This window comes from Sphingomonas aestuarii (assembly GCF_054457155.1).
In genome coordinates, this window is sequence record NZ_JBTKVV010000007.1 from 44,897 (window position 1) to 59,043 (window position 14,147).

A 14,147-nucleotide genomic window follows, 5' to 3' on the forward strand; every position below is an offset into this window, starting at 1 on the left:
CGAAGCGCAGTCGTGGAGGTTATGGATTCCCGCCTTCGCGGGAATGACGATGTGGATGTCGTTGATGAGGTTTTGGAGTTGAGTGCCAGTGTCCGAGGGTAACCCCCTGCACATCGTCGTCCTGATGGGCGGCTGGTCCGCCGAGCGCGAGGTGTCGCTGATGAGCGGAGCTGGGGTCGCCGATGCGCTGGAATCGCGTGGGCACCGCGTCACGCGGATCGATATGGACCGCAACCTCGCCGCGCGTCTGACCGAAGCCAAGCCCGATATCGTGTTCAACGCGCTCCACGGCACCCCCGGCGAAGACGGCGCGGTGCAGGGGATGCTCGACCTCATGGGCATCCGCTATACCCATTCCGGCCTCGTCACCTCGGTTATCGCCATCGACAAGGTCCTGACAAAGCAGGCTTTGATCCCGCACGGCATTCCGATGCCCGGCGGGCGGATCGTCAAATCGGCGGAATTGTTCGAACGCGATCCGATCCCGCGCCCCTATGTGCTGAAGCCGGTCAACGAGGGCTCATCGGTCGGCGTCGCCATCGTCACCGACGAAGGCAATATGGGCAACCCGATCTCGGCGGAGGCAAAGGGCCCGTGGCAGGAATTCGACGAACTGCTCGCCGAGCCCTTTATCCGTGGGCGCGAATTGACGACGGCGGTGCTGGGCGATCAGGCGCTGGGTGTGACCGAGCTGATCGTCCGCAATGGTTTCTACGATTACGACGCCAAATATACCGACGGGCTGACCCAGCATGTCTTTCCGGCGCAAATCCCCGACGACATCGCCGAGGCGTGCAAGGCGCTGGCGGTCGAGGCGCACCGGCTGCTCGGCTGCAAGGGTGCATCGCGTTCCGATTTCCGCTGGGATGATGAACGCGGCGTCGATGGGCTGTTCCTGCTGGAGGTAAACACCCAGCCCGGCATGACACCGCTCAGCCTGGTTCCCGAACAGGCGCGGCATTGCGGCATCGATTATCCCGAGCTGGTCCAGCGCATCGTCGATGAAGCGATGAAGGATGCGCCCGCGACATGAGCGCCGCGCGCCGCCCCTCCGCTCGAAAAAAGGTCAGCCCCAAGCGGCGGCCGCAGCGGTCGCGCGCGCGCAAGGCATCGATGATGGATCATGCCATCGCCGCGCTTCCATTCGAGGAAGCGACGCTTAGGAAGATCGCGACCTGGTCGATCCTGGGCTTCGTCGGGGCGGTGGCGCTGCTGATCGCATCGGTCACCGGCGCGCTGGGGGCGGCGGGAACGGCGATGGCCGAGGGGATCGGGCGCGCAGGCTTCAAGGTCAAGGAGATCGAGGTCACCGGCATCGACCGGATGGAACGCATGTCGGTCTATGCCATCGCGCTCGACCAGCAATCGCGCGCAATGCCGCTGGTCGATCTGGATCAGGTGCGCGAACGGCTGCTCGATTATGGCTGGATTGCGGACGCGCGCGTGTCGCGCCGCCTGCCCGATACGCTGGTGATCGACATCGTCGAGCGAGAGCCTGCGGCGATCTGGCAGCATGAAGGCCAGTTGATGCTTATCGATGCGACCGGCGTGCTTTTGGAACCGGTCGCGGCCAGTGCGATGCCCGATCTGCCACTGGTGATCGGGGAAGGGGCGAATGCGCAGGAACCGGCGTTCCAGCGTCTGCTCGCCGCCGCGCCCGCGCTGAAACCACAGGTAACGGCCGCAACCTGGGTGGGCAGCCGCCGGTGGGACTTGCGGTTCGAATCGGGCGAAGTGCTGGCGCTGCCCGAAGGCGAGCGCGAAGCGGCCAAGGCACTGGTCGAATTCGCACGCCGTGATGGGACGCAGGGTTTGCTGGGGCGCGGATATGTGCGATTCGACATGCGTGATCCGACGCGGCTGGTGGTGCGGATGCCGGGGCAGGTGACGCGCGAGATTTCAGGTGAAGGTGGCGGCTGAGTAACTGGCCGCATTTGGGGAAGTTTGGGGAAATGGCGAAAACGGCACCCGAGGGGTTGATCACGGTCCTCGACATCGGATCGTCGAAGGTTTCGGCACTGATCGCGCAAAAGGGCGATGGCGGCGAACTGGTGGTGCTGGGCACCGGCCAGCGCGAGAGCCGCGGCGTCAAGCGCGGCTACATCGCCAACATGACCGCGACCGAAATCGCGGTGCGCGAGGCGGTGGAACAGGCCGAACAGATTGCCGGGTTCAACATCGAGAATGTCTGGGTCAGCTTTTCCGCAGGCGGCCTGATCTCCGACATCGTCAAGCTGGAGGTCGATCTGGGCGGCCACCGGGTCGAACAATCGGACATCGACGAATTGCTCAAGGCCGGGCGTAACGCAATCGACCCGGCAGGGCGCATGGTGCTGCACGCGCAGCCGACCCGCTATCTGCTCGACGGGCTGGCGGGGGTGAAGCAGCCGCTGGGGCTGCACGCCGACCGGCTGGGGGTGGAAATCCATGTCGTCGCCACCGACGGATCGCCGGTCCGCAACCTCGACCTTTCGGTGCGTTCGGCGCATCTCGACGTGAAGTCGATCATCGCGGCCCCTGTCGCGACGGGGCTTGCCTGCCTCTCCGAGGAGGAACGCGAACTGGGTGCGGCGCTGATCGAAATCGGTGCAGGTGTGACCAATGTGTCGGTGTTCCAGGGCGGGGTACTGACCGGCCTTGCCTCAATCCCGATCGGCGGCGCGGACATCACCGACGACATCGCCGCCGCGTTCGGCACGTCGCGCGCTTATGCCGAGCGGATGAAGTGTTTCTATGGCTCGGCGAATATGAGCCCGCGCGACAATCACGACATGATCGACGTCGCGCCGGTCAATGCCGAGGAAGGGGTCGAGGGCACCCGCATCACCCGCGCACAGTTGATCGCGACCGTGCGCCAGCGGCTCGACCGGTTGATGGCGGAGATCCAGAAGGAACTGCGCAAGCTCAATTTCGACGATCCGGTCGGGCGGCAAGTCGTGCTGACCGGCGGCAGTGCGGAATTGAAGGGCATCGCCGACTATGCGCAACAGGCGCTTGGGCGCACCGTCCGCGTCGGTCGGCCCCGCGGATTGACCGCTTTGCCCGAAGCGCATGGGGGGCCGGCCTTTGCGACGCTTGCCGGACTTGCCATGTTCGCCGCAGCCGATCCGGTCGATCTTCGCAGCATTCAGGCGGCGCATCAGGTCGTGACCCGGCCCAGCCCGACCACCATGTTCAAGCGACTGATGACGGCGATCAAAACAAATTATTAAGGATATGCTTCGCGACGATGACTTTGCTACTAGAGTCGGTAGGGTCGTTCGTGCAACACGGGGCAATAACGCACTATCTTGTGTCGTCGGCGTAACGGACGGCACGCGGGGAGAACTCTTACGATGACGATCGAATTCCTTCCGCCCGACGTCGATGAACTGACGCCGCGCATTTCGGTGATCGGGGTTGGCGGCGCTGGGGGCAACGCCATCGCCAACATGATCCGGGCAGAAGTCCAGGGCGTCGAGTTCCTGGTCGCCAACACCGATGCCCAGGCGCTGAAACAGTCGTCGGCACCGCAACGCATTCAGCTTGGCGCGAACATCACACAAGGGCTGGGCGCGGGCGCACGCCCCGAAATCGGGCGCGCCGCTGCGGAAGAAACGATCGATCAGGTGCAAAAGGCGCTTGAGGGCAGCCATATGTGCTTCATCGCCGCCGGCATGGGCGGGGGCACCGGCACCGGTGCGGCACCCGTGATCGCGCAGGCCGCGCGCGAAATGGGCATCCTGACCGTCGGCGTCGTGACCAAGCCCTTCGCGTTCGAAGGCAAGCGTCGCTCGAAGGCCGCCGAAAGCGGGATCGAAGAGCTTCAGAAATATGTCGACACGCTGATCGTCATTCCGAACCAGAACCTGTTCCTGATCGCCAATGCGAACACGACCTTCAAGGAAGCGTTCGAAATGGCCGACGAAGTCCTGCAACAGGGCGTTCGCGGGATCACCGACCTGATGGTCATGCCGGGCCTCATCAACCTCGACTTCGCCGACGTGCGGTCGGTGATGCAGGAAATGGGCAAGGCGATGATGGGCACCGGCGAAGCGAGCGGTGACACGCGCGCGATCGAGGCGGCGCAAAAGGCGATCGCCAACCCGCTGCTCGAAGGCGTCAGCATGAAGGGCGCCAAGGGCGTCATCGTTTCGATCACCGGCGGTGAGGACATGCGCCTGCTCGAAGTCGACGAAGCCGCAAACCATATTCGCGAACTGGTCGACGACGACGCCAACATCATCTGGGGCTCGGCGTTCAATCCCGACCTGGAAGGCAAGATCCGCGTGTCGGTCGTTGCGACCGGCATCGAGGCGGAGGAAGGCGCGGTCGCGGTGCCGGTCCAGGCGCGCGATACGGCACAGACCCGCAGCTTCGCATTCGGCGGTCCGCGTCGCGAGGCGGCGGCAGCACCGGTCGCAGCAGCATTTGCCGCCGATGCGGCACCCGCGGAATCGGCGTCGACCGGAGACGATGCGCCGCTTCATCTCGAAGCGCCCGAAGGCAGCGAAGAAACGACGGCACCGATGCCGAGCTTCGTCGACCCGCAAGTGGCGGAGGACGGCGACGAATTGCTGCTGGGCGGCGAAGCGGTAATGCCCGAGGCAGCCGAAGCGCCGAAGCCCGCCGCGACCTTCGTCGACGATGCGGTGCTGGGCGACGAAACCCCGCAGCGCCGCTGGCTGGGCAATGGCGCGGACACGCGCGAAGAGGAAGCAGCGCCAGCGCCGCTTCCCACCGCCAAGTCGGCGGGCGGCACGCTGTTCGAACGCATGGCCGCCGCCACGCGCCGCGAAGCCCGGTCGAGCGATGGCGAAGAACGCGACCCGCTCGACATCCCGCGCTTCCTGCACCGCCAGAACAACCAGTAAATCCCGTCTCAGGGACAAGCGCGAAAAGGCCGGGCCCAACGCCCGGCCTTTTTGTGTTTTGGGGTGGGGCGCTCTGTCCGTTCGTTTCGAGCGGGGTCGAAAAGCGCTGACTTCAACGCTCCGTCCGCGTTTCTCGGCTCGGCTTGAAACAAGCGGGGGGAAGGGTCGAAGCGGGGTCTCTATACCCATCCGTCATTCCCGCCTTCGCGGGAATGACGGGTGGGGCAAGTGCGCGCGTTGAGGTCGCGTCATCAGGTGCCCAGCGGGTTCTGCGAGATCACCCGCGTGTGGGCCACGGGGTTTCAACGATACGTGCTTCTCCGGTTCCCAGACCGCATCTCGTCGCCCGCTGGGCTCGGTTGGCCGATGGGGTTGCGCGAGGTCATTGCCGGTTCAGCCGCCAACCGCTCTAACGGTGGGCAATCATGAGACATTCAATCCGAATCCGCCCCAATTTGCGACAGGGTGCGATTGCGCTGGCGTTGCTGGCCGGTGTTGCGGCGCCGTCGGTGGTGGCCGCGCAGGCGATGATCGCGCCGACGTCGACCCCGACTGCCGACGCGCTCGCGGCGCATATGCGGGCGCTGGCGGCCAATCCGGGCGATCTTCGCGCACTGATCGGCGCGGGCGAGGCGAGCGCCAAGCTGGGCGACGGGGCGGCTGCGATGCAGTTCTTTTCGCGCGCCGAAAAGATCGACCCGCGCAATCCGCGCGTTGCCGCCGGGCGCGGGCGCGCGCTGGTCGCGATGGAGCGACCGGGTGAGGCGCTCAAATATTTCGCGGAGGCCGAGCGGCTGGGGCTATCGCCGGTGGAATATGCCGGGGATCGCGGGCTGGCCTACGACCTGATGGGCTATCCCGCGAACGCGCAGGCCGATTACCGGCTGGCGCTGTCGCGCGGAGCCGATGACGAGATTACGCGGCGGCTGGCGCTGTCGCTGGGGATCAGCGGCAAGCGCGAGGAAGCCGCCAGGCTGCTCGATACGATGCTGCGCGCCAACGATCGTCAGGCATGGCGGGTGCAGGCGATGGTCGTCGCGATGGACGGCGATTTCGCCACCGCCGACCGGATCGCCGCCAGCATGATGCCCGGTTTTGGTCCTAACCTCGCGCCGTTTTTCCGCCGCCTGCCTGCGCTGTCGCCGGGCGACCGCGCCTTTGCCGGGCATTTCGGGCAATTGCAGCGCACCCCGCAGCGGATGGCCGATGCGTCGATGGCACCTGCGATCGGTGCTGCCCCCGCTGCGCCGACGATGCTTGCCGATGCGGGCGATGCGCGGCGCGAGGCCGAACGCCAGCCCGACGCGCGCCCGACGCGCACGCGCGACCGCACCCAGCTGGCCGACAACCGGTCGAGCCGTCGATCGCAGCGCAACCAGCAAAGCGCGGTGCGCGCCGCCGTCGTCACCGATGCGCGCGAGCCGGTTCAGATGGCGGCGGCGCAGCCCGCACCCGCACCCGCACCCGCACCTGCACCGATCCCGACACCGCCCGCGCGCCAGTCGAGCGCCGCGCTCGCCCAGCTCGCATCGGTCGCGCCGACCTCCGCTTCGACTCCGCCGGGCGCGATGGTGCAGGCGGTGCCGAGTGCGTCCGCACCCGGCGTAACGCTCGCCGCTGCCGACAATGACGGCCCGGTCGGCGCGCGGCTGTCGACCAGTCCGCAAGGCGTGCTGCGCCTCAGCCGACCGACCCAGAACCCGGTCGCAAGCGCACCGACCGCAGCGGCCAGCGCGCCGGTGTCGACCTCGCCCGCGCAACCGGGTTTCGGCACCGCCGCCGCGCCGGTCGCCACGGTCAGCGCTCCCGCGACCGCGACCGCGCCCGCCAACCTGCGCGCCGAGAGCGAGGACGATGCGCTCGCGCGGATCATGCGCGGGATTTCGGTGCCCGGCAGCGAGTTGGGGGTCGCGCCGATGCCGGGCGCAACACCAGCGATGGGCGCGGGGAGCCCGATCGATGCAGCGCCCGAGCCTGCGCCCGTGGACAAGGCCGAGACGCCGCCCCCCGCAAAAATCGTCGAGAAGCCCGCCGCCAAACCAGCGGCAAAGCCTGCGCCCAAACCGGCTGCGAAAAAGCCCGCGGCTCCGGCCGATCCGGCGCGGCACTGGGTCCAGGTCGCGGGCGGGGCGCGGGCCGCCGATCTCTACAAGGACTGGGACCGCTTGGCGAAGCAATCGCCCGCCGCGTTCAAGGGCAAGCAGGGCTGGACGACTCCGTTGCGCGCGACTAACCGCCTGCTGGCAGGTCCATTCAAGACTCCGGCAGAGGCGCAGAACTTCGTGAACGCAATCGCAAAAGACGGCATCTCGGCATTCGCCTGGGAAAGCGAACAGGGTCAGAAGATCGAACCGCTCAAACGCTGATGCAACGGAGCCTCGCGCCCTGGGCTTCCCACCCGGACGCGAGCAGAGGCCGTCGCCACGAAGAACAAAACACGACCGCGCGTGGGCCGCGCGACGCGTTCCAGCGTGACCGTGACCGGATCATCCATTCGATCAGCTTTCGCCGGTTGCGCCACAAGACCCAGGTCTTTCTGGCTCCCGACGGCGATCATTTCCGTGTCCGCCTGACTCACAGTCTGGAGGTCGCGCAGATCGGACGGACGGTGGCGCGCGCGCTGTCGCTGAACGAGGATCTGACCGAGGCGCTTTGTCTGGCCCACGATATCGGCCATCCGCCGTTCGGTCATGCGGGCGAGGAAGCGCTGGAGGAAGCGCTCCGCGACGCGGGTGGGTTCGACCATAACGGCCACACGCTGCGCGCGCTGACCCGGCTCGACTGCCCCTATCCGATGTGGCCGGGATTGAACCTGAGCTGGGAAACGCTGGAGGGGCTGGCCAAACATAACGGCCCGGTGTTCGAACCCGGCTGGGCGCTGGCGGCGGAGGACGCGGATTTCCTGCTCGATCTGACCGCGCATTCGTCGCTAGAGGCGCAGGTGGCCGCGATCGCCGACGACATCGCCTATGACAATCACGACATCGACGACGGCATTCGCGCAGGCCTGCTGACGCTCGATCAGGTGATGGCGGTGCCGCTGATCGCGCGCGGGTGGGATGCGGTGCGCGCGCGGTTTCCGGAAGTGGCGCGCGAGCGGCTGGTGGGCGAACTGGTGCGGTCGCAGATCGGGGCGATGGTCAACGACCTGATCGAGGAGACGCGGAGCCGATTGGCCGAACATCGCATCGAGCGCGCGGATGATGTGCGCGCGGCGGGCCGATGCCTGTCGGGCTTTTCCGGCGAAATGCGCGATGCCGAACGCGAACTGAAGCGGTTCATGTACGCCAATCTCTATCACCATCCGCGGCAACTGGCCGCTGCGGATTCGGCGCGGGTGGTGGTGGCGGGACTGTTCGCCGCCTATGCCGCCGATCCCGCGACGATGCCCGCGGAATGGCGCGACCGGATGCCGGATGGCGAGCCCGAACGCAGCCGCCACATCGCCGACTTCATCGCCGGGATGACCGATCGCTACGCGGTGTCGCGCTATCGCGAGGTGGTCGGGCCGATCGAGTTGCCGGAGGGGTTTTAGGCGCGTTTCGTGCGTCCTGCTTGCGCCTAACGGGAGGGGTGGGCGCTAATGTTGGCGGAGGTTGGCCGCCCCAAACCCGCGACCAACCGCCTGCTCGGCATAATTCTGCGACAAATGCGGCGCATCTTCCTCAGCCAAACCGGGAAAGGTGGACGCGATGGAAGCCAGTATCGCCCTTAATCGTTTCGCGCTCGGCGGCCGACCGGGTGAGGCCCCGCCTGTGCAACCGAAACGCTGGTTGCTGGATCAGTTCGACGCATACCAGCCGCGACCGCCCGCCATCGCCGCGGCGCCGACCACGGTGGCGGTCGCGCAGGGTTTGGCGGATTATTTCCAGCAACTCCGCCAGGGCCGGATGCAGTTGCGGCAGGCGGGCGGCATGCAGGCCGAACCGTCCGCCACGATGCAGCCCGCAGCCATGCCCGGCCAGCGCCAGCGCAACCCGGCAATGCGATCGATCCGCATGGATGCCGCCCGCGAAACCCGCGCCGACGGACGCGGCCATTATATCGATGCGGTGGGCGCGCGGATGGAGGCGACGATGCGGACGCCCGCGCCCTTCGTCGAACGGCTTGTGCATTTCTGGGCCAATCATTTTGCCGTTTCCGCCGACAAGCTGACCGTGGTCGGGCTGGCGGGCACGATGGAGTTCGACGCGATCCGCCCGCATGTGCTGGGCACGTTCGCGGATATGCTGATGGCGGTGGAACGGCATCCGGCGATGCTGCTCTATCTCGATCAGGCGCAGTCGGTCGGACCGAACAGCCCGCTGGGCCAGCAAGTCGCGGGGCGGGGCGTGCGCCGGGTCGGGCTGAACGAGAATCTCGCGCGCGAAATCATGGAATTGCACACGATGGGTGTCGGCAGCGGCTATGCGCAGGCCGATGTGACCGAGTTTGCGCGGGCGATGACCGGGTGGACGGTGGCGGGAATCGGTAACGGCCAGGCGGCGCGGATCGCGGGAACGCGCGGCGAGCCTGGCAGCTTCGTGTTCGCACCCCGGCTGCACGAGCCCGGCGCGCGCACGATTCTCGGCAAGAATTACGACCAGCAGGGCGTGGCGCAGGCGAATGCGGTGCTCGCCGATCTGGCGACGCATCCGGCGACCGCGAAACACATTTCGACCAAGCTGGCACGGCATTTCGCGGGCGATGCGCCGCCCGCGCCGCTGGTCGCCAGGCTGGAGCGCGCGTTCCTGTCGTCGGGCGGCGACCTGCCCACCGTCTATCGCGCACTGATCGACGCGCCGGAGGCATGGGTGGCGGGGGCGCCCAAATTCAGGACGCCATGGGAATGGTCGGTATCGTCGATGCGGGCGTTGGGCGCGCAAAGCGTCGACGGGCAGGCGATGACGGGGCTTCTCACCCAGCTCGGCCAGCCGGTGTGGCGACCGGGCTCCCCCGCAGGCTATGACGATATCGCCGCCAGCTGGGCGGGGCCGGACGCGCTGATGCGCCGGGTCGAGGCGGCGGAGCGCATCGCGTCGCAAATCCGGGGCGATGTCGATCCCCGCGCCCGCGCCGCGCAATTGTTTCCGGACGCACTGTCGGATGCCACCGCGCAGGCCATTTCGCGCGCCGAAAGTCCCGCGCAGGGTCTGGCACTGATGCTCGTCTCCCCTGAAATGCTGCGGAGGTAACCCCATGTTCGATCGACGCAAATTCATCCTGGGCGGTGCGGCAGGCGCGCTGTCGCTGTCCTTCGCCCCGCGCATGGCATTCGCTCAGGCGGCGACCAGCAAGCGCTTCGTCTTCATCATCCAGCGGGGTGCGGCGGACGGCCTTTCCACGCTCGCGCCAATCGGCGATCCGGCGTTCACGGGTATTCGGGGTGCGCTGGCGGAGGATTTCGCAGGCAGCGCCGCGCACAAGATCGATCCGATGTTCGCACTGCATCCGTCGCTTGGCGGGCTGGCCAAATTCTATCAATCCAAACAGGCACTGTTCGCGCATGCCATCGCTTCGCCCTATCGCGACCGGTCGCATTTTGACGGGCAGAACGTCCTCGAATCGGGCGGCAACCGGGCCTATGCGCGCAAGGACGGGTGGATGAACCGCATGCTCGCGCTGTTGCCGAGCGAAAGCGCCCGCGCGATCGCGGTCGCCGCCACCGTGCCGATGGCGCTTCGTGGCGAGCGCGAGGTCGCGTCCTACGCCCCCTCCAACCTCCCCGATGCGTCGGACGATCTGCTCCAGCGCGTCGCCATGCTCTATCAGGGCGATGCGCAACTCCACGGCATCTGGGAACAGGCGACCGCGACGCGGCTGCTGGCAGGCGATCTGGCCGCCGACAATGGCCGCAACGCGGCGGCGACCGGCGCGCTCGCGGCGCGGCTGATGACCCCCGGCAATGGCGCGCGGATCGCGATGATCGAGACTGGGGGATGGGATACGCACGCCGGGCAGCGGGCGCGGATCGGCGCGCAGTTGCGCGGACTGGATGCAATGATCGGCGCGCTGCAATCGGGGCTGGGCGATGCCTGGGGGCAGACAATGGTGCTGGTCGCGACCGAATTCGGGCGCACCGTTGCGGTCAACGGCACCGGCGGCACCGATCACGGCACGGGAGCCAGCGCAATGCTGGTTGGCGGCGCGGTGAAGGGCGGGCGTGTCCTGTCCGACTGGCCGGGGCTGGGTCAGGCGGCGCTTTATGAAGGCCGCGATTTGAAGCCGACGATGGGGCTGGACGCGTTCATCGCCAGCGCGGTGGCGGCGCATTATGGGCTGGACCCGGCGCGGGCGATGACGGCGCTGTTCCCGGACAGTGCGAAGGTGCAGGCGATCGAGGGGCTGGCCTAGCTCCAAACGAACGGGGAGGGGCGGGCGCCATTGCCCACTTACGTCATTGCGAGCGTAGCGAAGCAATCCAATGCCGTATTCGATGCCCTGGATTGCTTCGCTACGCTCGCAATGACGGCTGGTCGTTTCAGTCGCGCGAATTTGCCGAATCTTCACGGCTTGCCGCTAACCGGGCAGCATGCCGACGCCTGTCTTCATCACCATCGATACCGAATTGATGTGGCGACACCACGCTGCGGGCTTGCCGGTCGCGGAAATCGCGGCGCGGTCGCTGGAGCCTGCGGGGGTGGGTGTGGGCTGGCAACTGGCGCAATTGGGGCGGGCAGGGCTCAAAGCCACCTTCTTCGTCGATCCGATGCCGGCGATGGTGTTCGGTCCAGACCCGATCGCGCGGGTCGTCGATGCGATTCAGGCGGCGGGGCAGGAAGTGCAGCTTCACCTCCATCCCAACTGGGCCGGGGCGAGCGCGCAGGACCGGGCGAAACACGGCAGCTTCGAACTGATCGACTTCGATCGTATCGCGCAACGCGATCTGATCGCCCGCGCGCGTGACCTGCTCACGGCGTGCGGCGCACCCGAACCGGTGGCGTTCCGCAGCGGTAGCTATTCGGCGAACGACGCGACGATCGACGCGCTGGTCGAACTCGGCTTTGCCTATGACAGCAGCCATAATGGCTCCGAACATCCCTGGCCCAGCAATATCGGTCTACCGGTGCGCCAGATCGCGCCAGTCGCGCATCGCGGGATCGTCGAGGTGCCGGTGACGCTGATCGAGGACACGCCCGGCCATCTGCGCCATTTCCAGATCTGTGCACTGTCGGCAGGCGAGATGCGCGCCGCGCTGGACCATGCCGCACGCGAAGCCCATGCCGCTGTCACCATTGTCGGCCACGGCTTCGAACTCGCCAATCGCGCGGGGACGCGAGCCAATGGCGTCCACCGTTCGCGGTTCGAGCGGCTGTGTAAGATACTCGCCGAGCGCCGCGAAACCCTGCCGACGATGCATTTCGCCGACCGCCCGGTGCTGCGGCTGGGGCAGGACGACCAGCCACTCGGTCCCAGCCAGTTGCGCACGCGCTGGCGGCAGGCCGAACAGCTCTGGTCGAACTGGGTCGAGGAGCGCGCAGCATGACGCTGGCGATGTCCGACGGCCTCAACTTCCGCATCGGCGCGCGGACCTTGTTCACGCTCGACAAGGCATTGGTGCGGGTGCCGCTGACGCTCGATCAGGCGCTCGACGGGCGGTTGCCGGTGCTGCCGCCGCTGCCTGCGGGCGCGGACGGCTATGTGGTAACCTCGCTTCCTGCCGAGCGGGCAGGCGCGCTTGCGTGGGCGGCGGGCGGCATGATCCCGCGCGTGCGGCAACGCTACACCCGCTATTTCGCCGATCTGTCGGGCGGGTTCGATGCCTATTGGGCGCAATTGTCGGCCAACACCCGCAGCCAGATGAAGCGCAAGGCCAAAAAGCTGGCGAGCGCCAGCGGCGGGCAGTTGCGGATCGAACGCTATCGCAGCGCCGATGAACTCGCCGCCTTCCATGCGATTGCCAGGGGGGTTTCGGCCAAGACCTATCAGGAAAAGCTGCTCGACTGCGGCCTGCCCACCGACGCACCGTTCCTCCGCGAAATGGCGGAGCGCGGCGCAGGCGGCACGGCACGGGCGTGGTTGCTCTACGTCGCCGATCAGCCCGCCGCTTATCTCTACTGCCCGATCGATGCGGGCACGGTGATCTACGAATATGTCGGCCATGATCCGCAATTCGCCGACCTGTCGCCCGGCGCCGTGCTGCATGTCGAGGCGATGCGCGACCTGCTCGGCGAGGACGATCTGATCCGCTTCGACTTCACCGAAGGCGAAGGCCAGCACAAGCGGGCGCTTTCGACCGGCGGGGTGGCGGCGTGCGACCTGTTGCTGCTCGCCCCGACGCTGGGCAATCGTGCGGCGGCGGCGGGGCTGGCGGGGTTCGACGGCGGCGTCGCGCTGGCGAAGCGCGCGGTGGGATGGCTCGGGCTGGAGGCCGTCGCGAAGCGCTTGCGGCGGGGGTAGTTGTTGAGAAATGCGGGCTGCCTATAAGCCCGTCATTGCGAGCGAAGCGAAGCAATCCAGAATGTGTCGCAAGGGGCCGCTGGATTGCTTCGCGGCGCTCGCAATGACGATCCCGGCGTGCCAATAAAAGCGTCCCATGCACCTGATCGCGCCTGCCATCATCCTGTCCGTTCGCGCGCATGGCGAGCATGGGGCGGTGGTGCGGGCGTTGACGCCCGAGGATGGCGTCCAGCCCGGCTATGTCCGCGGCGGGCATTCGCGCAAGCTTCGCCCGATCCTGCAACCTGCCAATGTCGTGCGCGGGGAGTGGCGGGCGCGGACGGACGAGCAACTGGCCGGGCTTACGGTCGAACTGATCGCCAGCCGTGCGCCGCTCTATTCCGAACCGCTGGCCGCCGCCGCGCTCGATTGGGCGAGCGCGCTGACCGCGGCGACTTTGCCGGAGGGGCAGGGCTATCGCCAGATCCATGCAGGGCTGGACGGGCTGCTCGGCGCGATCGAGGCGGCGCCGGCCGCGCGGGGCTGGGCGGTGGCGCTGGTGCGCTACGAACTGCTGCTGCTGGCGGAATTGGGCTTCGGCCTGGCGCTGGACGAGTGTGTGGTGACCGGCGCGCGCGGTGATTTACGCTATGTCAGCCCCAAGAGCGGAGGCGCGGTCGGTGCCGGGGCGGCGGTCGGCCATGAGACGAAATTGCTGCGCTTGCCCGCGTTTCTGGTCGCGGGCGGGGCGGCGGAATGGGCGGATATTCTCGACGGGTTGGCGCTGACCGGACATTTCCTGGCGCGCGATCTGTTGATCGGGCGCACGGGCGAGGCACTCGCGGCGCGCGAACGTTTGGTCGAACGGCTGAAAAGGGCAGCTTGAGGGGGGTAAGCGGAGAAGCGGTTGATCGAGGGGCCTCGTCAATTAGAGCA

The 14,147-nt window shown here is 67.3% G+C and carries 11 protein-coding genes; all 11 read left to right on the forward strand.

Annotated elements, in window-relative coordinates:
* The first annotated feature begins 124 nt into the window (after nt 1-124).
* Entirely contained in the window at nt 125-1,033 is a 909-nt protein-coding gene (locus ACX0GZ_RS12790) for a D-alanine--D-alanine ligase (protein WP_458817135.1), read from the forward strand.
* Nucleotides 1,030-1,920 carry a cell division protein FtsQ/DivIB gene (locus ACX0GZ_RS12795; protein ID WP_458817027.1) on the forward strand — a complete coding sequence of 297 codons (891 nt, stop codon included), beginning with the start codon at nt 1,030-1,032 and terminating at the stop codon, nt 1,918-1,920. The genes ACX0GZ_RS12790 and ACX0GZ_RS12795 overlap by 4 nt, the downstream gene beginning before the upstream one ends.
* Nucleotides 1,921-1,952: 32 nt before the next feature.
* On the forward strand, nt 1,953-3,212 hold the full coding sequence (gene ftsA, locus ACX0GZ_RS12800; RefSeq protein WP_458817029.1) for a cell division protein FtsA: 1,260 nt from the start codon (nt 1,953-1,955) through the stop codon (nt 3,210-3,212).
* A gap of 123 nt (nt 3,213-3,335) precedes the next feature.
* Nucleotides 3,336-4,853, forward strand: coding sequence for a cell division protein FtsZ (gene ftsZ, locus ACX0GZ_RS12805; protein WP_458817031.1), 1,518 nt, complete (start codon nt 3,336-3,338; stop codon nt 4,851-4,853).
* 425 nt (nt 4,854-5,278) lie between these two features.
* On the forward strand, nt 5,279-7,219 hold the full coding sequence (locus tag ACX0GZ_RS12810; RefSeq protein WP_458817033.1) for an SPOR domain-containing protein: 1,941 nt from the start codon (nt 5,279-5,281) through the stop codon (nt 7,217-7,219).
* Entirely contained in the window at nt 7,219-8,388 is a 1,170-nt protein-coding gene (locus tag ACX0GZ_RS12815) for a deoxyguanosinetriphosphate triphosphohydrolase (RefSeq protein ID WP_458817035.1), read from the forward strand. Before ACX0GZ_RS12810 ends, ACX0GZ_RS12815 begins: the two co-directional genes overlap by 1 nt.
* A 157-nt stretch (nt 8,389-8,545) precedes the next feature.
* Nucleotides 8,546-10,027 (forward strand): DUF1800 domain-containing protein, encoded by a 1,482-nt coding sequence (locus ACX0GZ_RS12820; protein WP_458817036.1) that lies wholly within the window; start codon nt 8,546-8,548, stop codon nt 10,025-10,027.
* Between the two features lie 4 nt (nt 10,028-10,031).
* Nucleotides 10,032-11,186, forward strand: coding sequence for a DUF1501 domain-containing protein (locus tag ACX0GZ_RS12825; RefSeq protein ID WP_458817038.1), 1,155 nt, complete (start codon nt 10,032-10,034; stop codon nt 11,184-11,186).
* Between the two features lie 178 nt (nt 11,187-11,364).
* Nucleotides 11,365-12,318 carry a polysaccharide deacetylase family protein gene (locus tag ACX0GZ_RS12830; RefSeq protein ID WP_458817040.1) on the forward strand — a complete coding sequence of 318 codons (954 nt, stop codon included), beginning with the start codon at nt 11,365-11,367 and terminating at the stop codon, nt 12,316-12,318.
* Nucleotides 12,315-13,232 (forward strand): GNAT family N-acetyltransferase, encoded by a 918-nt coding sequence (locus tag ACX0GZ_RS12835; RefSeq protein WP_458817042.1) that lies wholly within the window; start codon nt 12,315-12,317, stop codon nt 13,230-13,232. The genes ACX0GZ_RS12830 and ACX0GZ_RS12835 overlap by 4 nt, the downstream gene beginning before the upstream one ends.
* A 136-nt stretch (nt 13,233-13,368) precedes the next feature.
* A complete protein-coding gene (gene recO, locus ACX0GZ_RS12840) occupies nt 13,369-14,097 on the forward strand; it encodes a DNA repair protein RecO (protein WP_458817044.1) in 729 nt (242 codons plus the stop codon).
* The last annotated feature ends 50 nt before the right edge of the window (nt 14,098-14,147 follow it).